The 22,927-nt window shown below is 35.9% G+C and carries 24 protein-coding genes; 18 read left to right on the forward strand and 6 right to left on the reverse strand.

Translation table 11 applies throughout. The annotated features are described in order from the left end of the window. Nucleotides 1-81 precede the first annotated feature (81 nt). Nucleotides 82-1,176, reverse strand: a complete 1,095-nt coding sequence (locus CAO17_RS04620) for a M24 family metallopeptidase (protein WP_085991690.1) — start codon at nt 1,174-1,176, stop codon at nt 82-84. Nucleotides 1,177-1,410: 234 nt separating this feature from the next. Here CAO17_RS04620 and CAO17_RS04625 point away from each other — a divergent pair, with 234 nt between their 5' ends. The 6 genes from CAO17_RS04625 to CAO17_RS04650 all read left to right on the forward strand — a co-directional run bounded on the left by CAO17_RS04625 (nt 1,411) and on the right by CAO17_RS04650 (nt 6,151). Next, a complete protein-coding gene (locus CAO17_RS04625; protein WP_085991691.1) occupies nt 1,411-1,929 on the forward strand; it encodes a DUF4178 domain-containing protein in 519 nt (172 codons plus the stop codon). A 12-nt stretch (nt 1,930-1,941) separates the two neighbouring features. Beyond that, on the forward strand, nt 1,942-2,613 hold the full coding sequence (locus CAO17_RS04630; RefSeq protein ID WP_085991692.1) for a PspA/IM30 family protein: 672 nt from the start codon (nt 1,942-1,944) through the stop codon (nt 2,611-2,613). A gap of 103 nt (nt 2,614-2,716) precedes the next feature. Next, nucleotides 2,717-3,367 (forward strand): DUF4247 domain-containing protein, encoded by a 651-nt coding sequence (locus CAO17_RS04635; protein ID WP_085991693.1) that lies wholly within the window; start codon nt 2,717-2,719, stop codon nt 3,365-3,367. Nucleotides 3,368-3,382: 15 nt separating this feature from the next. Beyond that, entirely contained in the window at nt 3,383-3,778 is a 396-nt protein-coding gene (locus tag CAO17_RS04640) for a DUF350 domain-containing protein (RefSeq protein WP_085991694.1), read from the forward strand. Nucleotides 3,779-3,845: 67 nt separating this feature from the next. Then, a complete protein-coding gene (locus CAO17_RS04645) occupies nt 3,846-5,402 on the forward strand; it encodes a polyamine aminopropyltransferase (protein ID WP_085991695.1) in 1,557 nt (518 codons plus the stop codon). A 68-nt stretch (nt 5,403-5,470) separates the two neighbouring features. Continuing rightward, complete coding sequence (locus CAO17_RS04650) at nt 5,471-6,151, forward strand: metal-dependent hydrolase (protein WP_085991696.1); 681 nt, start codon at nt 5,471-5,473, stop codon at nt 6,149-6,151. A 368-nt stretch (nt 6,152-6,519) separates the two neighbouring features. Here CAO17_RS04650 and CAO17_RS22075 read toward each other — a convergent pair whose 3' ends face one another. Beyond that, nucleotides 6,520-6,624: a prepilin-type N-terminal cleavage/methylation domain-containing protein gene (locus CAO17_RS22075; RefSeq protein ID WP_425435907.1), complete on the reverse strand. Its 105-nt coding sequence runs from the start codon at nt 6,622-6,624 to the stop codon at nt 6,520-6,522. Nucleotides 6,625-6,827: 203 nt separating this feature from the next. Between CAO17_RS22075 and CAO17_RS04655 the strand changes: the two genes are divergently transcribed. From CAO17_RS04655 to CAO17_RS04665, 4 genes are all read left to right on the forward strand, one after another. After that, entirely contained in the window at nt 6,828-7,568 is a 741-nt protein-coding gene (locus CAO17_RS04655; protein WP_085991697.1) for a prepilin peptidase, read from the forward strand. A gap of 11 nt (nt 7,569-7,579) precedes the next feature. Further along, entirely contained in the window at nt 7,580-7,735 is a 156-nt protein-coding gene (locus CAO17_RS20960; protein WP_179151889.1) for a hypothetical protein, read from the forward strand. Nucleotides 7,736-7,867: 132 nt separating this feature from the next. Further along, nucleotides 7,868-8,095 carry a hypothetical protein gene (locus CAO17_RS04660; RefSeq protein ID WP_085991698.1) on the forward strand — a complete coding sequence of 76 codons (228 nt, stop codon included), beginning with the start codon at nt 7,868-7,870 and terminating at the stop codon, nt 8,093-8,095. Nucleotides 8,096-8,166: 71 nt separating this feature from the next. Beyond that, nucleotides 8,167-9,474, forward strand: coding sequence for a DRTGG domain-containing protein (locus tag CAO17_RS04665; RefSeq protein WP_085991699.1), 1,308 nt, complete (start codon nt 8,167-8,169; stop codon nt 9,472-9,474). A 44-nt stretch (nt 9,475-9,518) separates the two neighbouring features. Here CAO17_RS04665 and CAO17_RS04670 read toward each other — a convergent pair whose 3' ends face one another. Further along, a complete protein-coding gene (locus CAO17_RS04670; RefSeq protein ID WP_085991700.1) occupies nt 9,519-9,815 on the reverse strand; it encodes a YtpI family protein in 297 nt (98 codons plus the stop codon). 104 nt (nt 9,816-9,919) lie between these two features. On the opposite strand from CAO17_RS04670, the gene CAO17_RS04675 reads away from it, so the two are divergent. Beyond that, a complete protein-coding gene (locus CAO17_RS04675; protein WP_085991701.1) occupies nt 9,920-10,861 on the forward strand; it encodes a DHH family phosphoesterase in 942 nt (313 codons plus the stop codon). A 348-nt stretch (nt 10,862-11,209) separates the two neighbouring features. On the opposite strand, the gene CAO17_RS04680 is transcribed toward CAO17_RS04675, so the two are convergent. From CAO17_RS04680 to ytrH, 3 genes are all read right to left on the reverse strand, one after another. Further along, complete coding sequence (locus tag CAO17_RS04680; RefSeq protein WP_085991702.1) at nt 11,210-11,404, reverse strand: YtzJ family protein; 195 nt, start codon at nt 11,402-11,404, stop codon at nt 11,210-11,212. 198 nt (nt 11,405-11,602) lie between these two features. Next, nucleotides 11,603-12,106, reverse strand: coding sequence for a sporulation membrane protein YtrI (gene ytrI / locus CAO17_RS04685; protein ID WP_085991703.1), 504 nt, complete (start codon nt 12,104-12,106; stop codon nt 11,603-11,605). Beyond that, the gene (gene ytrH, locus CAO17_RS04690; protein ID WP_085991704.1) at nt 12,106-12,438 is read right to left on the reverse strand and encodes a sporulation membrane protein YtrH; all 333 of its coding nucleotides are present in this window, start codon (nt 12,436-12,438) and stop codon (nt 12,106-12,108) included. The genes ytrI and ytrH overlap by 1 nt, the downstream gene beginning before the upstream one ends. A 146-nt stretch (nt 12,439-12,584) precedes the next feature. Here ytrH and dnaE point away from each other — a divergent pair, with 146 nt between their 5' ends. The 7 genes from dnaE to pyk all read left to right on the forward strand — a co-directional run bounded on the left by dnaE (nt 12,585) and on the right by pyk (nt 22,874). Beyond that, the gene (dnaE, locus tag CAO17_RS04695) at nt 12,585-15,938 is read left to right on the forward strand and encodes a DNA polymerase III subunit alpha (RefSeq protein WP_085991705.1); all 3,354 of its coding nucleotides are present in this window, start codon (nt 12,585-12,587) and stop codon (nt 15,936-15,938) included. A gap of 141 nt (nt 15,939-16,079) precedes the next feature. Next, complete coding sequence (gene ystJ, locus CAO17_RS04700; RefSeq protein WP_085991706.1) at nt 16,080-17,324, forward strand: NADP-dependent malic enzyme; 1,245 nt, start codon at nt 16,080-16,082, stop codon at nt 17,322-17,324. Between the two features lie 23 nt (nt 17,325-17,347). Continuing rightward, complete coding sequence (locus tag CAO17_RS04705) at nt 17,348-17,950, forward strand: FadR/GntR family transcriptional regulator (protein WP_245831919.1); 603 nt, start codon at nt 17,348-17,350, stop codon at nt 17,948-17,950. A gap of 136 nt (nt 17,951-18,086) precedes the next feature. After that, nucleotides 18,087-18,944 (forward strand): acetyl-CoA carboxylase, carboxyltransferase subunit beta, encoded by an 858-nt coding sequence (accD, locus tag CAO17_RS04710; protein ID WP_085991708.1) that lies wholly within the window; start codon nt 18,087-18,089, stop codon nt 18,942-18,944. Beyond that, nucleotides 18,944-19,903 carry an acetyl-CoA carboxylase carboxyl transferase subunit alpha gene (accA, locus tag CAO17_RS04715; protein WP_085991709.1) on the forward strand — a complete coding sequence of 320 codons (960 nt, stop codon included), beginning with the start codon at nt 18,944-18,946 and terminating at the stop codon, nt 19,901-19,903. Before accD ends, accA begins: the two co-directional genes overlap by 1 nt. Nucleotides 19,904-20,128: 225 nt before the next feature. Next, entirely contained in the window at nt 20,129-21,088 is a 960-nt protein-coding gene (gene pfkA / locus CAO17_RS04720; protein WP_085994406.1) for a 6-phosphofructokinase, read from the forward strand. A 25-nt stretch (nt 21,089-21,113) separates the two neighbouring features. Next, entirely contained in the window at nt 21,114-22,874 is a 1,761-nt protein-coding gene (pyk, locus tag CAO17_RS04725; protein ID WP_085991710.1) for a pyruvate kinase, read from the forward strand. Nucleotides 22,875-22,927: the final 53 nt, after the last annotated feature.

Below are 22,927 nucleotides of genomic sequence, written 5' to 3' on the forward strand. Positions count from 1 at the left end.
TCAGCAAAAACCATTCATTATCATAATGAATGGTTTTGTTGAGTTTCTTCTTATTATTGAAATGAATGGTGACAATTGTGCTTATATGATTTGTAATTCCTTAGGATATTTCGTTAACACTTTTGGCCCATTTTCTGAAGTAAAAATCATATCTTCAATACGGACCCCACCTAAATTTGGAATATATACTCCCGGCTCAATCGTAAAAGACATTCCAGCTTGTAGGGGGAGGGAATTTTTACTAGTCACGGATGGGTATTCATGTGTTTCGATTCCTAACCCATGACCAATACGATGAGTAAAGTATTCCCCATATCCATTCGCAGTAATAATACCTCTAGCAGTTTGATCCATCTCTCCAACTGGTTTCCCAATAACAGCATGTTTAATAGCTTCCCGTTCTGCTTCTAAAACGGTTTCATAAATCCTTCTTTGTTCATCTGAAATAGATTGGAAGGCAACTGTTCTCGTAATATCAGAGCAATAGCCTTCATACACGACGCCTAAATCAAATAGAATTAAATCACCTGGATTTATTTTTTGGGTGGACGGTGTACCATGTGGTGAAGCTGTTTTTGTTCCAGACAACACCATCGTTGAGAAGGACATTTCCTGTACGCCTTGTTTTTTGATTTCATATTCTATGTTAGCAATAATTTCTAATTCACTAACACCCTCTCGTATGGCTTTAACTCCTATTTCTATTCCATAGTCAGCGAGTGCTGCTGCTTTCTTTAATAACCTATGTTCTTCTTTCGATTTAATCACTCGTAAATCTGCCAATATTTCTTTAGCGTCAAGGAATTCGGTATAGGGGAAAACTTCTTGTATACTATAGAATCGGTCCAAGGTGATATGATTTTTTTCTATGGCTAAGGATTGTGGGATACTCTCTGTTTTCCTTACGTATTCTAATAGTAATTGCCATGGGTTTTCATGATCGTGATAACTGATAATTTTATGTTCCCATCCACTAGCTTTCGCGTCCTCAACTTCCATTTCTGGAACAAGAATAACTGGGTCTGTCTTTTTACTTATAAAAGCAGCAATCACTCGTTCATGTGGCTCCGTGTAATAATTACTTAAGTAAAAAAAGTTTGCTTTTGATGTTACAAGCATACTATCTGCATCGATATTTTTTAACTTTTCCATTAGATTTGTTAATCTACTTGCCATGTGTCACACTCCATATGATAGAATATAATTAAATATCAGATGTGTTCCGTCTTCATAAAATGACAGATTTAAAAAAAAGGAATATTGCGACGAGCCGCTAAACTCGAAAAACAGTTTTAATTTGAATCACAAGTTATGTAAACAATATTTAAAAAAACGTTAATTTTTTTGAAACCTTTTTTATAGTTATTCGTATTACTGGTATAGGAAAAGTAATAAGTGTGAGGTGAAGTCGTGGGGTTATTTTCAAGGTTATTTTCCAATAAAAAAAAGGATAAACCTGAACCAAAAGATCGTACAGTTCTAACTATAGAAATTGGCGATATTATTACTTATGATTTAAAGGATTATGAAGTGGTAGGTAAAATCACCTATCGTGATGGCGGTTATGAATGGCTTAGTTATCAGCTGCTTGAAGATGGTAACCATGAAACGATTTGGCTATCGGCAGAAATGGATGATGAATTGGAGTTAGGTATTTATAAACGTATTCAGCTTCCGGTTTCTAAACCCTACCCAAAAGAAATAACATATGATGGTAAAACCTTTTATAAAGAAGAAGAAGGGAATGCCAGAGTATTAGGTCAGGGCAGAAGTGAGAATTTACAGGGCATGGAAACACATTATGTAGATTATACGGATAGCGAGGAAGAGAGTTTTCTGAGCCTAGAATCTTGGGGGACCGAAGTAGAAGCAAGTGTTGGTTATCCAATTAAGCCATATGAATTAAAAATTATTGCAGGATCATATTAAGGAGGAAATAGAATGTTTAAATTATTCAAACGTATGAAAACCGTAGTGAGTTCAGAATTAAATTCTGTATTGGATAAAGCAGAAGATCCAGTGAAAATGCTTGATCAGTATATGCGTGATATGTCAGAGGACATTCGTGAAGTGGAAGCTGCTGTAGCTAAACAAATTGCTAATGAAAAAATGTTAAAACGTAAAGCAAATGATGCCAATGCGATGGTGGAAAAACGGCAAGAACAAGCAGAAAAAGCGATTGAAGCAGGGAATGAAGATCTAGCTCGTCGTGCACTTCAAGATAAGAAAGATCATGCTGCAACCGCTGAAGCCTTAAACGAGTCTTGGGAGCGAGCTAAAAAGGATGCAGATACGCTTCGTGATAAATTAGATGAAATGAAAAAAGAATATCAGGAAATGAAATTGAAAAAGGATTCCTTAAAAGCACGTGCAGAATCTGCTAAAACAAGAACAAAAATGAATCGTACCATGTCTAACGTTGGAAGTGATGAATCCAAGCAAGGCTTCGAACGTATGGAAGAAAAAGTTTTACAATATGAAGCAGAGGCAGAAACAAGTGAAGATATATCCCAGGCAAGCCGTTCCATTGATGATGAATTTGAAGAGCTTGATAAAAAAGATGATATTGATGATGAATTAGCAGCATTAAAGGAAAAATTAGGAAAAGAATAATCTTATATTCGGATTTCTAATAGTAAAAACGAACAAAATGGAGCAGTTGGTGCTGCTCCATTTATGTTCATATAATACATATTTACAGAGAGGGGGATTGTTTTTGAATAAAAAATGGGTATTCCTTTTCGGACTTTTTATGGTGGCCCTCTTTTTAACGGCTTGTTCATCTACGGATAGAGGTATCCAACAAGAATCATCTATTACTGTCGGTGATATTCCTAATGAACCTTCAAAAAAAGATATTATCCAATCGATTCAGAATAGCCCTAGTACACAAATCGATGCCATTATTGCAGCGAACTTCCCATTAGTGGACGTCGTTACAGAAGATGATACTACAGCCGAAATTTATGCAACAACAAAGTTTAATCTTTCGGAGTTAAGTTCTGTTTTAACAGAAAATATAAAACCAGATGAAGAAAGTGAAGTGATTGACAACCGGCAAATATTTATATATCCCGATCATTTTGTGACATTAAAGCCAAGTGAAGCGGATAATGATGTACTCTTAGTGGAAGTAGCAAGCGAAACATTTGTTGAACGGAATTATTCTCCTAATTTTTTAAGTACGTATTTTACCATTCGAATGTTAGATAGTTTGTTTGGAAATAATTGGAGTACAAGAAGGTCTAATGCATGTGTTACTGGGGATTGCTATGGAGGATATAGTGGAGGTTCAAGTGGAGGATTTGGAACGACTAGGCGCGGGAATTCATCCTATCGTGGTGGTGGACCTAGCTTTGGAAAATAAAAGGAGGGGACGTAAATGAATGCATTTCTTGCTACCGTTGTATATTTTATTATTTCAACGGCTGTTGTATTGGTAGGATTGTATATTTTTGAAATAATGACAAGACAGTATAAAGACTATGAAGAAGTAAAAAATGGAAATATTGCTGTTGCACTATCCGTTGCTGGTAAAATTGTAGGTATTTGTATCATACTTGCTTTCGCCATTTATCATAGTACATATATTTATGATACGGTGATTTGGGGAATAGTTGGTGTTGTTTTACAAATGCTTGCGTACTATTTAATGGAGTTCTTTACTCGCAGTTTCTCTATGGAAGAACAATTGAAAAACAATAATGTGGCAGTAGGTATTTTATCTTTAAGTGTATCGATTGGCCTTGGCTTAGTTGTCGGTGCATCGATTACGTAAAAAAATAATATGTAATATTAGAGAATGGCCAGGCAAATGCTTGGCCTTATTTGTTGGAGTGAGATATATGAATAATGAAGCAATACGTAAAAGTAATATTATCTATTGGTCCAGTGGTATTGTCTCTATTTGTGGAATTATCTTTGAGGTTTTATTCGGAGCGCTAGGATCTTACATATTAGGGGATGGTGTGAAGCAATATACGCTAACCATTTCGCTATTTTTAACGGGAATGGGAATTGGTGCTAGTTTAAGTGAACGGGTGATGAAAAATTTAATTCTTGCATTTGTATGGATAGAATTATCAGTTGGTTTAATTGGTGGATTCTCTAGTTTCATGATGTTTGGAATCACTGCCTTTGCTCCTGCTGGTACGGATGCCTTTTATCTCTATTTTATAACCGTATTAATCGGTGCTTTAACTGGGTTTGAACTTCCGATATTAATTCGTAAGGCTAATGAAATTGGGGTCGATTTAAATCGAAGTACAGCACGTGTCCTATTTTCTGATTATGCTGGAGGATTAATTGGTGGGCTATTATTTGCATTTTTATTACGACCACAGCTAGGTTTAGTGAAATCTGCATTCATTGTTGGGACAATTAATGTCATTATTGCCTTAATTGTATTATGGCTTTTCCGGAAAGAAATAAAAAGATTTCTTATTCATGCCACCGCTGGACTTATCATCCTTATTGCTTTAGTTATTGGATTGTTTTTTGGGGAGGAAGCGGCTTTTCACTTTGAGCAGAAAATATATCAGGATCCAATCATGCATATGGAAGAAACAGCCTATCAAAAAATTATACTAACCCAAGATCCGAGTACCAAGGATGTTAGGCTTTATTTAGATGGATCCTTGCAATTCAGTTCAGCTGATGAATACCGTTATCATGAAGTATTGGTTCACCCAGCAATGGAATATGTCGAGCATTCAAAAAATGTTTTGATTCTTGGTGGTGGAGATGGAATTGCTGTAAAGGAAGTACTTAAACATGATGATGTAGAGGAGGTTACATTAGTCGACTTAGATCCTGCAGTTGTAGAACTAGCTACTTCTAACCGACTTTTATTAAAGGTCAATGATGGAGCGTTAACGAATGAAAAAGTAAACGTTATTAATACGGATGCCTTTCAGTTCCTTGAAAATACAGATACTTTCTATGATGTGATTATTGTTGATCTACCTGACCCAAATAATGAAAGTCTAAACAAATTGTATACATGGGAATTTTACTCTCTTGTTCGAAATCGCTTATTGCCAAATGGGGTAGCGATGATACAGGCTACTAGCCCTGTGTTTGCGACAGAAGTATATTGGACGATATCTGAAACGATTGCTTCTACCGGTTTATATATAGAAAATCTCCATGTTGATGTACCGAGCTTTGGGAACTGGGGGTTTGTGATGGCAAGCAGAAATCCAATTGACCTTCAAAATCTTGAAATTCAAGTTCCTACCAGATTCTTAACTAATGAGCTATTGCTTAGTTTAACTCATTTTGGAAAGGATGAGGACGGGGAGATAATAGATCGAAATGGTGAGAGAATTGAGCTAAAACCAAATACATTAATTGATCCACATTTGATAGGTATTTATGAGAACTCTTGGAAAAATTACTAAATATTGGATGAATGAATGAACCTTATGTAAAATGGAGGTAGAATCATTTGATAAAAGGAGAGTATATCATGAAGGTATCTTATCATGGACATTCTGTAGTAAAAGTGGAAACAGAAAATCATAGTATTCTATTTGATCCATTTATAAATGGAAATGGGGGTTGTGATTTAGATGCGAGTACGGTAAAAGCAGATGTCATTCTGCTTACCCATGCACACAATGATCATGTTGGGGACACGGTAGAGATTGCTAAGCGAAATAATTCGTTAGTTGTCGCACCAAATGAGCTGGCAAATTACTTAGGAGAAAAAGGGCTAAATGCTCATCCGATGCATATCGGAGGTTCTCATGAATTTGATTTCGGAAAAGTAAAATTCACGCAAGCATTCCACGGTTCTTCCTATACGGAGGAAGATGGTACAGTCATTTACGGTGGTATGCCTGGAGGAATTCTATTAACTATTGAAGGTAAAACAATCTATCATTTAGGGGATACGGCATTATTTACGGATCTAAAAATGTATGGAGAAATGAATGACATTGATGTAGCGTTCGTTCCAATTGGGGACAACTTTACAATGGGACCAGAAGATGCACTGGTAGCAGCTGATTGGATTGATGCAAAAATTGTTGTACCTGTACATTATAATACCTTCCCTGTAATTGAGCAGAATCCTGAGGATTTTTCTAGTAAAGTGAGGACTGGTGAAGGAAGAGTGTTGAAGGTTGGAGAAGGGATTGAATTATAAAAGGAGAGGCGTGAACTCAAAATGTTCACGCCTTCTGATATTTTGTTTTTCCATTTTATGTTAGTAATATCATTGATATGATAAATGTTTTCCTCCTTGACATTGAGGGTTCCAATCTCCTTAATATCTACTTCAATATATATATTTTTTCGTACATAAATATTGTTGTTAACTGTAACATCCACACTATTTTGAAATTTTATGCCTGAAAAAAAGCTACACTTTGGAACTCATATGTTTCACAAACCCCAGGTTTATTTATTATTACCATTTTTAAAGTGTTTTGTAAATTTTACATTTGTATCATATGAGCATTTTCCATCTTGTTTATCAAATTTTGATGGGATCATTACCTATCATTTGAAAAATCAAGTTGGGGAAAGAGTAATCACCACAGCAGATAAACCTAGAACTGCTAGTAGCTCAACGAAAGTCATCCCTTTTGGATTAAAAAAATGTCGTATTTCGTATATAGTTACATCCTAATAATGATATAATAGGATAAAAGTCTCATTACTTTTACCTATTTTTCCACAAATTTTGAGTTGGACGTAAATTACAGAAGACGAATTAGTTTTGAGTAATTTGTTAAGTCAATTTGTAAATGAAGCCAAAGGTTTAAATGTTACTAGCTTTTTTGTAGGAGTTCATTCATATTAGATTGGAGCTATAATAAATGATCATATTTTTCTTCTCGCTAGGGCTCATCCTCGGTTCTTTCTTCAATGTCGTCGGCCTCCGTTTCCCAAAAAACATACCCTTCGCAAACGATCGTTCTGCATGTCCTCATTGCAATCATCAACTATCATGGTATGAAAACATTCCAGTTTTATCATTTATCATTCAAAGGGGAAAATGTCGGCATTGCAAAGAGAATATTTCGTACATATATCCGATAGTTGAGCTATTAACTGGAATATTATTTGCAATAAGTTTTTCAATCATCGGTTTTCAACTAGAACAAATCACAGCCCTATTACTTATATCCATGCTGATGATTGTCTTTGTTACCGATATTAAATATATGCTCATCCCCAATAAAATTCTGCTTTTCTTTTTACCTGTATTTATTTTTATGAGGATCATTGTACCAATACATCCGTGGTGGTCATCTTTATTGGGGGGGATAATTGGTACAGGACTTTTAGCGTTAATTATTATCGTTAGTCGTGGAGGAATGGGTGCAGGGGATATGAAGCTATTTGGTGTTCTGGGAATTGTTTTAGGAATGGAAAAGATTTTACTAGCATTTTTCCTGTCCTGTATGATTGGTGCAATAATTGGAATTATCCTTCTTCTATTTAAAATTGTAGAACGAAAACAACCTATACCCTTTGGACCATATATCGTTTTTGCGGCTCTTATTTCATATTTTTATGGGGATGCGTTAATCATTTGGTATTTTAACTTGTTATAAGAGGTGACAGCATGGGTTTAATGAATAATGGTAGGGGGAACCTAGTAATTACCAATCATGTACTTCGCTATTCCTATTATAAGTCGAATAAGTTGGATGGCCTAGTTGATTATGTGGAAGTTGGCATACCGTCCCGATACAATGAATGTGCAATAATCCGAAAATGAAGTAACACTCTCCATCACATTTACCACTTATTACGCCGGATAGCTTTTCTTCTATTAGAAGCTATCTTTTTTAACGCTTGTTCTGACTTTCGACCTTTATTCATATGAATATAATAGGAAGGGGGGATATTCATGAAAAACTATGCAATCTTGCGTCTATTACTTGCTGGTTTTTTCTTGTATGTTGCTTGGCCAGTTTTTCCATATGCTCAAACAACACTAGAGCAGTTGTTTTGGGGATCCTGGTTAGTATTTTTATTACTTGTAGTAGGGGCAAATCTTGCTACCCTTTTACAAATGACGAGACCTCCAGTGATGGAACAGGAAGAGTTACGTTCTAGACAGGTTGATATGAATTGAGTTTCTAGGTTTTCAACTGTATAATTAATTTTATAAAGTGATATAGTACAGTTGAAGGCTGGTGTAAGTTAATGGCAACTAAACACGAACAAATTATCCAACATATCATTTCACTTGAAGTCGGGCATAAAATTTCTGTACGACAAATTGCTAAGGATTTAAATGTAAGTGATGGTACGGCCTACCGTGCCATTAAAGATGCGGAAAATCAGGGGTTAGTAAGTACGATTGAACGTGTTGGTACAATACGCATTGAACGTAAGAAAAAAGAAAACTTTGAGAAGTTGACCTTTGCGGAAGTCGTGAATATCATCGATGGACAAGTTCTCGGTGGCAAAAACGGACTACATAAAACGTTAAGTAAGTTCGTTATCGGGGCGATGCGGCTTGAGGCGATGATGCGTTATACGGAAGCTGGTTCCTTGTTGATTGTTGGAAACCGAACCAATGCACATGAATTAGCGTTAAATGAAGGTGCTGCTGTTTTGATTACAGGTGGTTTCGATACAGAGGAACATATTAAAAGATTAGCGGATGAAAAGGAATTACCAATTATTTCAACAAGTTATGATACCTTTACCGTTGCAGCAATGATTAACCGAGCAATATATGACCAATTAATTAAAAAGGAAATTATTTTAGTTGGGGACGTTGCAACGACTCTTGAAGAAACTAACTATTTAAAAACAAAGGATACAATCGCTAAATGGTATGAGTTAAATGAAGCTTCCGGACATACGCGTTTTCCAATTGTTGATAGTAAAATGCGTGTAATTGGTATGATTTCATCAAGAGATGTCGTTGGAAAAGATAAAAACGTAGTAATTGATCGGGTGATGAGCAAGAAACCTCTCGTCGTTCAATCAAAAACATCTCTTGCATCTGTCTCACATACGATGATCTGGGAAGGAATTGAAGTTATTCCGGTAGTTGATGACTTTGGAAAGTTAAGAGGAGTTGTTTCAAGACAGGATGTTCTCAAGGCAATGCAGCAAATTCAACGACAGCCACAAGTAGGACAAACAATAGATGATATTGTTTCTAGTAATTTAGAAAACTCAGATGAAGATGAAGCAATTTTTGAAACTGAGGTTATTCCACAAATGACAAATCAATTAGGGACATTGTCTAATGGTGTGTTTACAGCATTAATTACCGAGGCAAGTTCAAGGCACCTACAACAGGTCCGAAAGGCAGATATGTCTGTTGAAAGTCTGACTGTATTTTTTAATAAACCAGTACAAATTGATAGTAATCTAATAATCAAACCAACTATACTTGATGCCGGTCGATTATATGCCAAAATCGATGTGGAAGTATTTAGTGAAGAGAAATTGATTGGAAAAGGGTTAATCATGGCTCAGCTAATTCATCGTTAAAGCAGAAACGCTCAGATTATAATCTGAGCGTTAACTTTGCCATTTTAATGATCAGGATTCAAACGTTTCCATTCATTACGATAATGTCGTGTTGCCTTAAATCCATCATACATCTGGTAACCACCTAATAGAACAAAGATAACTCCGATGAATAGGGAAATTTGTGATAGATAAAATAGATATTGATTAATCCCAAAAAAGAATACAAAACTACCAAGACAGATTCTGGAACGAGAATTAAAATAGTTTTGTGTTAATCCATCTTTACTCTTTAAAATGGCAACTTTATAATATAACCATAAGACCAATGATATTACAATAAGTATAGGGAAAATAATCATGTCATCTCTCCTACATATTTCAATTTATGCTAATGTTATTGTATCTTTTTTTTTTAATTAATGCTAGGAGTAGAGTACAAATACTTATCGAATAGGGGATTTTGATGCAAAAAAAGAAGATTTTAGAAGCAATAAAAGAATTTGAGAAGATTATTATACATCGTCATGTAAGACCGGATCCGGATGCGCTTGGTTCACAGGGAGGGTTGAAGGAGATGATTAAAGCTTCCTTCCCGGACAAAAAGGTGTACATTGTAGGTAAAGAAGATCCTGAGTTAACGTTTTTAACAAAGATGGATGATATAGGGGATTCAGTTTATCAAAATGCTCTTGTCGTTGTATGTGATACAGCCAATTCGCCAAGGATTGATGATGAACGATATGGATTGGGGAAAAAAATAATTAAGATTGACCACCATCCAATCGTGGATGAGTACGGTGATATTAGGTGGGAAAACACTATGGCAAGTTCAACAAGTGAAATGATTTTTGAACTATATATGGAAGGTAAGGACCATGACTTTATTTTAAATGATGAAGCTGCAAGGCTTTTATATGCTGGAATTGTCGGGGATACGGGTAGATTTATGTTTGCTAATACAACGAATAAAACCTTTCAGTATGCTGCGGAACTTGTCACTTATCCATTTGATCGCTCTGAGCTTTATACAAATTTATATAAAGTGAGTGATAGCATTTCGAGGCTGAAGGGTTACATTCTCCAGCATTTTTATTTGTTTCCATCAGGCTTATGTGTTGTAAAATTAACAAAAGATATTTTAAACCAATTTGGTGTTACTCCATCTGAAACAAGTAAGCTTGTGAATGTTCTAAGTGATGTAGAAGGTATAAAAGCATGGGTATTTTTTATTGAGGAAGAAACGGAAATACGCGTTAGACTTCGTTCCAAAGGCCCAATCATTAATAAAATTGCAGAAAAATATAATGGTGGTGGACATCCTTTAGCATCAGGTGCGACCATTTATAAATGGGAGGAAACGGAAGCCCTTACTAAAGATTTAGATAAAGCATGCAGGGATTTTTGAACATAACAGCTGTGAACAAAAACGTGAGTACCTATATAGCGTGAAGGAAGTTTCGCTACTCAGGTTTGTAGAGGTCATAACTGTTCATGATTGGAATTATATGTCTAGTATTTTATCGCTTGTTAAAGGCAGTAGTAACACCTCCACCTTAAAAAATGGAGGATAAACTGCCTCTAAAAGCCCGAATCGTTCGGGTCTACAGGACGTAGGTCTCAGTAGGTGGTAACGGACATTGCGACTTTAGATTTTGTTCAGTGGGGGGTGGAAGAATGCCTCGCTGATTAAAGGTTGACTTTATGGCTAATAGTTAAAAAAGAGATGATACATTAACATGTTATCATCTCTTCATTAGCTGCTTTTTCTTTCATCTAAAGGAATAAACCAGCATCCGGTATTTGTTTCATCATACAAAATATTTAAATGTTCTTTTTCGATATGACGTTTTATTAGACGGATAAGTTCTGAGGACTCAGCATATGCATTATGGCCTTTTTTTAGTTGGGTGATTTTAATATCACGTAAACGATTTCTGTTGATAATCATGTCAATCAACTCCTTTTAAATTTTTGTAAGATTTTGTTTATAATTACTTTTCTGTCTCTTGGATTTATTATACAATAAATTTAATTCTGATACTATAGTATACAATGAATTTTCAAAAAGTGTTCAAAATGAATTACTCCCTGTTTACTATATGACAATGGAATAATAGTTGTGACATTGTTATTGTAGAACACTTTATTAGTCAGTTAATTTCACGTCTAAGGTTAATTTCAGTGTATCCCAAATATATAGTTTTCTTATTTCAAAGTAGTAGGTTGTCTTATCAATGGGAAATCGTTTGTTTTCAATAGCACGTTCTAAGAGAAAGTCACTCTCTGCAACTTGAGAAATTTCCTCTCCGATTAGGTGGTTTATCTCCTCTTTTACCATTTCCTCCAATTGATGAACAATTAAACGATCCAATTTAAGCTCTTCCCAATTGGGTATTTCTACTTCTATGCTTTCAATAATCGGCTCTTCATTTGTTTTTTCATTAAGGTCTTCATAATCTTTAATTAGGGCTTCATTTTGTAGTTTTAATTCATTAATTTCTGACTCCATCTCGTAATTTTCCTCCATAAGTTGTTCATACATGGAGCCATACATGTACAATAGAGTCATATAAGCAACGATTCCTCCAGTAATTGCACCAACGATAAACCGTTGCCAGGATGGTTTTTTATGATAAGGAGGAATATGCATTAAGTAATTTCCTCCTGGATGAGCCATTCGATTAAAATGGTAGCCATTTTCACGCCACCCATTGCTGATAATATTAAGAGGACTTGTTTTAGTAAATCTATTGTTGAACCGTCTAATAAACCTCTTTGAAAATTTTCAATGGCATCGAATGTTCCGCCAATTGCAGCAACAATTGCCCAAATACGTAAATTATTGGCTGTTCGAACAATGGATGTCAGTGGTGCGTCTCCTGTTGCGAAAGCTCCAATACTACCGATTATGGACCCACCAACAATGACGCCGAATGCAATAAAAAAACAATGAATAAATGATTCGAAAAAACGTTCTTCCATATAGACAATCCTCCTTAAGGAAGGTTCTATATACTTTATGATAGAATGAGACAAGTTATGATTAAGACTAATGCGGTAGTGTTCAGAAGGATGACCGTATGCATGTTCTGTCTAAAATAGATTTAATGAAAGAAGGCGGGATATAGATGGCATATACACACTTACAAATAAGAAGCGGTTATAGCATTATGAACAGTTCAATCACGATTCCAAAATTAGTTAAAAAAGCAAAGGAATTGCAAATGGAGGCAATTGCGCTTACCGATGAACATGTTTTATACGGAGTTATTCCCTTTTATAAGGAATGCGTGAAAAATAACATTAAACCGTTAATTGGAATGATTGTTCAAGTTAAGATAGAAAATCGAATGAATGAAATGGTGCTACTTGCAAAGAACCATGTTGGATATCAACAACTTGTGCAACTTAGTACCACCTTACAATTAAACAAGCAATCATTCATAGAAATAGATCATTTATTTACATATACCAATGAATTAATTGGTGTACTATCTGCTAGTAATGAAGACTTGTCTGAAAACTTACGAACAAACTCTTTCAGTCAAGTAGAGTCATATATCGCAAATTGGCGAGACCTATTTCAAGAAGGGGATTTTTATATTGGGGTACAACCAGAATGTAAGGAAGAAATTATTCAATCTTTAAAGGCCTTTCAAGATCAATACCATGTTCCTGTTGTTGCACATTGTGATGTTCGTTATCTAGATGAAAAAGATGAGATTGCATATGACATTTTGCAAGCTATGAGAAAAGGAAAACAATGGCGAATGAGATTATCTTCACAAGATGTAAGGAATAGACATTTACGATCTGAAATGGAGATGGAGAAATTCTTTTATTTCTGGCCAGAAGTATTGCAGGAAACGGAGGCGGTAAAGGAAAAATGCAATGTTAAGTTTGACTTTGAGCAACGATTACTTCCTTCTTTTCCTGTTCCAGAGGAAATGAATGCTGATTCTTATTTGAATAAGCTTTGCTGGGAAAATGTTAAGGATAAATATGAACACATTACGGATACAATTTCTAATCGCTTGAAATATGAATTAAGGATTATCCAAAAAATGAAATTCAGTGATTATTTTCTCATTGTTGCAGATTTCATCAATTATGCAAAAGAGAATAACATCTTAGTTGGCCCTGGTAGGGGATCTTCGGCAGGCTCACTTGTTGCCTATGTTTTGAATATAACGGATGTAGATCCAATTAAATACAATCTATTATTTGAACGATTTTTAAATCCTGAAAGAAAGACTATGCCAGATATTGATGTCGATTTTTCTGATGAACGCCGAGATGAGGTGATCCATTATGTTCGACATAAATATGGAGAGAATCGAGTTGCTCAAATAATTACATTTGGAACATTTGCTACCCGTTCCTTACTTCGAGAGTTAATGAAGACATTAGATGTTAGTCAGCAGGATGCCTATTTTATTCTCAAACAAATTCCCCAACAAACATCGAAGAAAATAAAAGAAATCTTCCAAGAATCAGAGGAATTAAGAGAATATGTGAATAGTTCCAAATCATTAAAAGTATTGTTCGCTGCCGCTATGAAATTGGAGGGGATACCGAGAAATATATCAACACATGCAGCAGGGATTGTAATTAGTGAGAATCCCTTAGTAGAGCATATACCATTGACGATAGGTGCAAATGATACGTATTTAACACAGTTTACGATGAATGACTTAGAATCATTAGGTTTATTAAAAATGGATTTCTTAGGTTTGAGAAATTTAAGCTTACTGGAAAAGATGATAAAGTCCATTCGATATACTACGTCCAAACATCTAACATTAGATGGCATACCAGAGCAGGATGAAAAAACTTATGCCTTATTGCGAAGGGGAAATACAAATGGAATATTTCAATTGGAATCCCAAGGAATGAAGGATGTTTTGACAAAGTTAAGCCCAGATACATTTGAGGATATTGTTGCGGTAAATGCTCTGTACCGCCCGGGACCAATGGATTTTATTCCTGTATATATTGCTAGAAAAGAAGGCAGGGAAGAGGTTCACTATCCTCATCCGGATTTAGAACCAATTTTAAATAAGACGTATGGTGTTTTAGTCTATCAGGAACAAATCATGCAAATTGCCCATCAAATAGCAGGATTTACTCTTGGGGAAGCTGATATTTTAAGAAGAGCCGTAAGTAAGAAAAAACACGAAGTAATGAAAGAACAGAAAGAAGCATTTGTCCGCGGCTGTTTGAATAATGGTTATTCCCAAAATGTAGCTAATGAAATATTTAGTTGGATTGTTAGATTCTCCAACTATGGGTTTCCAAGAAGCCATGCGGTGGCATACAGTAAGATCTCTTATCAATTAAGCTACATAAAAGCACATTTTCCTGCTAATTTTTTTGCCGAATTATTAAGTTCTTTTCGAAATCAGCAGGAAAAATTAACCCTTTACTTGAAAGAGTTAAAGGAAATAAAATTACAGATATTACCACCATCGATTAACCATAGTTTTGGAAAGTATTCTGTAGAGAAAAATCGAATACGAATGGGATTATCTGCTATCAAAGGGGTGGGGAATCAGGCAATTAATGAAATAATACGAGTGCGAAAGGAGGGGAAGTTTAAACATCTTTTTGATTTCTGTATGCGTGTGGATGTGAAATTAGTAAACAGACAAACTATCGAGAATTTGATAATGGCTGGTGCATTTGATGAAACCTATGCGAATAGGGCAAGTTTACTTGCTTCTATCGATCAGGCAATAGAACAAGGGGAATTATTTAGCGAGTTTTCCAATCAACCTAGCTTGTTTCATGATCAGCTTGAATTGGAAATTGAATATGTTGATATTGAGGACTTCAGTATTGTAAAAAAATTAGCAGATGAAAAGGAATTAATTGGAACATATGTATCTAGTCACCCTTTAAAAGAATATCGTTCAAGACTTCGTGCCAATGGTTTTATTGCTCTTAAGAATGCACCAAAAATGGTGGGTAAACGTAATGTGAAAAGCACCGTTATTATTCAATCCATCAAAGCCATCCGTACAAAACGTGGAGATCCAATGGCCTTTATTACGATAGGTGATGAAACAAGGGAAATGGATGCAGTTGTATTTCCAGAACTTTATCGTAACAGTAATAGATGGCTTAAAGAAGAGATGATGGTTGAAATTCACGGGAAAATCGAAACAAGAAATAATCGGATTCAATGGGTTGTGGAACAAATCCGTCCATTTGATGAAAAGGAATTAACAGCAGTTTCCGATAAGCGGTTGTTTATTAAGGTGAATGAGGAAATGGAAAATCAAGCATTGCAATGGATTCAAAGGATAGCAGAGAAGTACCCAGGAAGTACGGTCATTATTATTTATCATTCAAAGAAAAAGCAGACATATCGTTTAGCAAGTGAATATTCCATCCATGAGACATATGAATGTTTAGAAGCTTTTAGAAGTTATTTTGGTAAGGAAAATGTTGTATTACAAAAATCAAATGGAAAAGAATAGAAAATAATATTTATCATAGACTAATACATTACTTTACAGGAGAATACCATCTGATATAATGTAGGATTATAGGTGGTCAGACCACCTGTGAAATCTTAAATAGGATATGAATTCAATACCACAAAGGAGCGAATTTTTAAAATGGCGAGCTTTAAAGATGAAGCACTACACATGCATAAAACAAACCAAGGGAAACTTTCAACCGAATCAAAAGTACCTGTACGAAATGCAGGAGATTTGAGTTTAGCATATTCACCAGGTGTTGCAGAACCTTGCAAAGAAATCTATGATCGTAAAGAAACCGTATATGACTATACGATGAAGGGAAACATGGTAGCTGTTGTGAGTGATGGCTCAGCTGTTCTAGGGTTAGGTAATATTGGACCAGAAGCAGCACTTCCAGTAATGGAGGGTAAATCGGTATTGTTTAAAACTTTCGCTGGTGTTGACTCCTTTCCGATTTGTTTGGACACGCATGATGTAGACAAAATTGTGGAAACCGTTAAATTAATGGAACCGACATTTGGTGGTGTTAATTTAGAGGATATTGCCGCTCCGAACTGCTTTATAATTGAAGAACGTCTAAAAAGTGAAACGAATATTCCTATATTCCACGATGATCAACATGGAACAGCAATTGTAACAGTTGCGGGATTAATGAATGCATTAAAATTAGTAGGAAAGTCTTTTTCTAATATACGTGTGGTAGCCAATGGTGCTGGAGCTGCTGGAATAGCAATTATTAAGCTGCTAAAAAGCCTTGGTGTTCATGAAATGATAATGTGTGATTCAAAGGGTGCTATATTCGAAGGTAGAACATACGGCATGAATAGTATAAAAGATGAAGTAGCAAAATTTACGAATCGAAATAAAATTGAAGGTAGTTTAGAGGAAGTATTAGAAGGGGCAGATGTATTTGTTGGTGTATCCGTTGGTGGAGCTCTTTCTAAAGAAATGGTTCAAAAGATGAATGATAATCCGATTATTTTTGCTATGGCTAACCCTGAACCGGAAATTATGCCTAAGGATGCTAAGGAAGCAGGTGCACGTGTTATTGGTACTGGCCGTTCTGATTATCCAAATCAAGTGAATAATGTTTTGGCATTCCCGGGTATATTCCGTGGGGCTTTGGATGTTCGAGCAACGCGCATAAATGAGGAGATGAAAGTAGCTGCTGCGGAAGCAATAGCTTCATTAATTAGAGAAGACGAGTTAAGTGATAATTATGTTATTCCTGCTCCTTTTGATGAACGTGTCGCACCAGCTGTTGCAGCTAGTGTAGCAAGAGCTGCTATGGATACGGGAGTTGCTCGGATAACCGTTGAACCAAGTGAAGTAGCTGATAAGACAAGAAAATTAACAAATCAAGATAGGAATACTCTTTAAAGGAGTGGAAGCAAGCTGTGACAATGTTTCCCAATCAGAAAGTTTATCACGGAGTATTAGAACAGATTCGCACATTTATAGAAGACAACAACCTAAGTCCTGGGGATAAACTTCCGTCCGAACGAGAACTTTCGGATACACTACATGCTGGAAGGTCTTCTGTTCGGGAAGCATTACGTGCTTTAGAACTACTGGGAATTATCGAAACAAAACTTGGGGAAGGTACCTTTCTTAGTTCATATAAATCATTCCAGTCGGTAGAGATATTAGCCTCATTTATTTTGAGGGATAAAAGTACAAAAGAAAGTTTGCTGACGACAAAAAAATTAATTGAAAAAGAAGCGTCTAAGCTCGCGTTTTCTAATATGGAGAATCCAGATATTATTAAGTTGAAGAATATAACTGAAGAGTTCACATCCAGTCCTATAGGAACGCATATCCGATTTTTCCAGTTTATATTACAGAAAACAGACAATGTGCTGTTAATAAAAATTTGGCACCTCATTGTAGAATTTTCACAGACATTTGATAAGCAAACCTATACAATGCAATTCTATAAAAATCTTATTAATTTATATGAAACTGGAGAATATTCAAGGATAGAACAGCTTTTTATAAACGAATAATATAAATTCCACTGAAAAGGGAAATTTTTGACACTTATCATCGTTATTCTCTAAAATGATGAATTACACTTTTATATCATTTAAGAATCATACATAACGAGTAGAACAGTAAAAGTGTAGTAGAGGAGGAAACAGTTTGCAGCTTAAAGGAATTTTTACTAAACGTAGAAAATATGCAACCATTCCTAGTGAAAGTAGTAAAGTAGATGTTCCACAAGGGTTAATGCAAAAATGCAAGGGTTGTAATAAAATATATTATCGTAAAGAATTAATTAAATCTTTAAATGTTTGTCCAAATTGTGGCTACCATCATCCCTTATCAGCTTGGGAACGGATAGACAGTTTAGTGGATGAAGGTACATTTGAGGAATGGGATCAAGATATAACTTCTTCCAATCCGTTAGATTTCCCAGGTTATGAAGAGAAAATAGCGAAAGATAGAGATAAAACAGGTTTAAACGAAGCTATTGTAACAGGAAAAGGATTAATCAATGAACAGGCTACTGCCATAGCGGTTATGGATTCCTTTTTCCGTATGGGGAGTATGGGTTCGGCAGTTGGAGAAAAAATTGCCAGAGCAGTCGAAAATGCACGTGAACAAGGATTGCCAATTCTAATTTTTACAGCCTCCGGCGGGGCAAGAATGCAAGAAGGTGTCCTAAGCTTAATGCAAATGGCTAAAACATCCGTCGCAATTAAACGTTTTCATGATGAGGGCGGTTTAATGATTTCCATCATGACACATCCTACAACTGGTGGAGTATCAGCAAGTTTTGCTTCCATTGGGGATTATAATTTTGCGGAACCTGGAGCACTAATAGGGTTTGCAGGTAGAAGAATTATTGAACAAACGATACGGGAAAAACTTCCTAAGGATTTTCAGACAGCAGAATTCTTACTGGAACATGGGCAATTAGATAAGATTATTCATCGTCATGAAATGAAAAGCCTTCTAACTACTTTATTGGAAATGCATCAGAAGGAGGCTAAATAATGGGAAATCAAGTTCTAGATTTTGAAAAGCCAATCGTTAATTTAAAAGAGAAAATTAATGAATTAAAAAAGTTCACTGAGGATAGTGAAATAGATTTAACGGAAGAAATATCCACTCTAGAAAATAGATTGCGGGAATTAGAAAGTGATATTTATGGGAATTTAAAACCATGGAACCGAGTTCAGATGGCAAGACATTCTGAACGACCAACGTCTTTAGATTATATAGACAAGCTATTTACCAATTTTATCGAATTTCATGGAGACCGTCGCTTTGGTGATGATCGAGCAATTATTACCGGTGTCGCATATTACAAGGATCAGCCGGTAACTGTTATTGGACATCAGCGAGGCAAGGATACAAAAGAGAACATAAAGCGAAATTTTGGAATGCCGCATCCTGAAGGATATCGTAAAGCATTACGTCATATGGAGCAGGCAGAGAAATTTAACAGGCCCATTATTTCCTTTATTGATACGAAAGGGGCATATCCTGGGAAGGCAGCTGAAGAGCGAGGACAAAGTGAGGCGATTGCTAGAAATCTAATGGAAATGGCAGGGTTAACTGTACCAATAATCTGCATCGTTATCGGTGAAGGTGGAAGTGGAGGTGCATTAGGGTTAGGTGTTGGTGATCATATCCACATGCTTGAAAATTCCACATATTCCGTTATTTCCCCCGAGGGTGCTGCATCAATCTTATGGAAGGATGCAGGATTAGCAAAAAAAGCAGCTGAATCTATGAAAATCACGTCATATGATTTAAAGGAACTAGAAGTAATTGATGAAGTTATTCCGGAACCAAAAGGAGGGGCACATAAAAATATTGATGAACAAGCCCATTATATTGAGCAAGTATTAACTCAATCTATTAAGGAGTTATCTGAATATTCTTCGGTTGAATTACTTGAGAATAGGTGGGAAAAATATAAAAGAATAGGCGATTACAAACTGTTGTAATCACTTTCATTAAAGGTTGATAGTACACATTATCAACCTTTAATTTGTTGCTTAATTTAAAATATTAATTCTTTGTCAATTTATGAGGGTTTTTGTTGATATTTAAACGTTTTTACTTTATCGTTAACATGTATAAGGTATTTATGACATTTATAGTACAGAACAAATATATTGGTTAGTACAGTTTGGAGTAGCTAATTTGAATATACAGAGGTGAACGAAATGATTAAGAAGATAGGTGTATTAACGAGTGGTGGAGATGCACCAGGCATGAATGCGGCAATACGTGCGGTTGTCCGTAAAGCCATATACCATGATGTAGAGGTGTTCGGTGTCCGTTATGGTTTCCAAGGTTTAATGGACGGGAATATTAATCAAATGGCGTTAGGTACTGTCGGAGATATCATTCAACGTGGTGGAACTGTTCTTTCAACCGCTAGAAGTTCAGAGTTTAAAACGGACGAAGGACAGCAGAAAGCCATTGAACAAATGAAAAAACGTGGTATTGAAGGGCTTGTAGTTATCGGTGGTGATGGTAGTTTCCAGGGAGCGAAAAAACTTACGGAGAAAGGCTTTCCGTGTATCGGGGTTCCCGGAACAATTGATAATGATATTCCAGGCACTGATTTTACGATTGGTTTTGATACTTCCCTGAATACGATATTAGAAGCTATTGATAAAATTAGAGATACTGCTACTTCTCATGAACGTACATATATCATTGAAGTAATGGGTAGAGATGCTGGAGATTTAGCATTGTGGGCTGGATTATCCGGTGGTGCAGAAAGTATTATTATTCCTGAGGAGAAAGAGAGTATAGACGATGTAATTTATCGTCTTAAACGTGGTCAGGAAAGAGGTAAAAAACATAGTATTATCATTTTAGCTGAAGGTGTTGGGAGTGGTTTTGAATTTGGTAAGATGATCGAAGAACGTAGTCAATTAGATACACGCGTTACCGTTCTAGGTTATATTCAGCGTGGTGGCTCTCCAACTGCACAAGACCGTGTACTGGCAAGTCGTATGGGGGCTAAAGCCGTAGAACTGTTAATAGAAGGTAAAGCAGGAAGAATGGTTGGAATGGAGAACAATCAATTAGTTGACTACGACATAAATGAGATTTTATCTAAAAAACATCAAATTAATATGGATATGTACAAACTATCTAAAGAATTAGCAATATAGTTGCCATCTAGGAGGAGATGTAAAGATGAGAAATACGAAAATTGTATGTACGATAGGACCTGCTTCAGAATCTGTAGAAATATTGGAAAAACTGATTGATGCTGGGATGAATGTAGCACGATTAAATTTTTCACATGGTGATTTTGACGAGCACAGAGCTCGTATTGAGAACATCCGTACTGCTTCTAAAAATAAAGGGAAAACGGTAGCTATTTTGTTAGATACAAAAGGTCCAGAAATTCGAACTGGGAATTTTAAGAATGGACAAGATGAGATTATCGCAGGAAAAACAGTCTATGTTTCAATGAATGATGTAGAAGGTACCGCGGAGCGTTTCTCTGTTACATATGAGGGACTGATTAATGATGTTCATGAAGGATCCAAGATTTTACTTGATGACGGATTAATTGAACTTGAAGTTGTAGCTATTGACAAAATGGCTGGTGAAATTAAAACAACAGCATTAAATAGTGGAACAATTAAAAATAAAAAGGGTGTTAATGTCCCGAATGTGTCGGTGAATTTACCCGGTATTACAGAAAAAGACCGTGCAGATATACAATTTGGGATTGAGCAGGATGTGGACTTTGTTGCCGCATCGTTTGTACGCCGACCATCCGATGTACTTGAAATAAGAGAAGTACTAGAGGAAAACAATGCTAGCCATATTAAAATCATTCCTAAAATCGAGAACCAAGAAGGTGTCGACAATATTAATCGAATCCTAGAAGTAAGTGATGGGCTAATGGTTGCTAGGGGAGATTTAGGTGTTGAAATTCCTGCTGAAGATGTTCCTCTTGTACAAAAGCAATTGATAAAAAAATGTAATAATGTAGGGAAACCAGTAATTACAGCAACGCAAATGTTGGACTCTATGCAAAGAAATCCACGACCAACAAGAGCTGAAGCATCCGACGTGGCAAATGCTATCTTTGATGGAACGGATGCAATCATGCTTTCTGGTGAAACAGCTGCAGGGGACTATCCTGTTGAATCTGTAAAAACCATGAATAATATCGCTGTTAAAGCAGAATCAGCTTTAGATCATACGTCTATTTTAAGCGAACGTTCAAAAAATGTTGAAAAGTCAATTACGGAAGCTATTACTCAATCTGTATCCCATACAGCAATGAATCTAAACATTGATACGATTATTGCTCCAACAGAAAGTGGACATACAGCAAGAATGATTTCGAAGTACCGTCCAAAAGCGCCAATTTTAGCTGTAACTTTTTCTGACCATGTAAATCGTCAGCTCTCATTAGTTTGGGGTGTTCATGCAGTAGTTGGTCAAGAAGCACAATCAACGGATGAAATGTTGGATATCGCTATTGATCGAGGATTGGATTCCAACCTTTGTCAAAGAGGTAGTCGTGTAATAATAACTGCTGGTGTTCCAGTAGGAGAAAGTGGTACAACGAATTTATTAAAGGTACATGTAATTGGTGATGTTGTTGCAAAAGGACAAGGGATTGGTAAACGAAGTGCATATGGTAAGGCTGTCTTTGCTAAGAATGCAGAGGATGCATTGAATAAAGTAAAAGATGGAGATATCGTCATTGCATACGGTACAGATCGTGACATGATGCCTGCACTGGAAAAAGCCGGTGGAATTATAACGGTAGAAGGTGGATTAACCTCCCATGCTGCAGTCGTTGGTTTGAACCTTGGTATTCCAGCTATTGTTGGTGTGGAGAATATTTTTGATGTATTGGAAGAGGGCCAAGATATAACTATTGATGGTACAAAAGGTGATATCTATAAGGGACATGCAAGAGTACTTTAATAAGTGACGATTGAAATAGAAAAGAGGAATCGGCAGGTAGACTGATTTCTCTT

The sequence above is a fragment of the Oceanobacillus senegalensis genome (assembly GCF_900176885.1).
GTDB lineage: Bacteria > Bacillota > Bacilli > Bacillales > Amphibacillaceae > Oceanobacillus > Oceanobacillus senegalensis.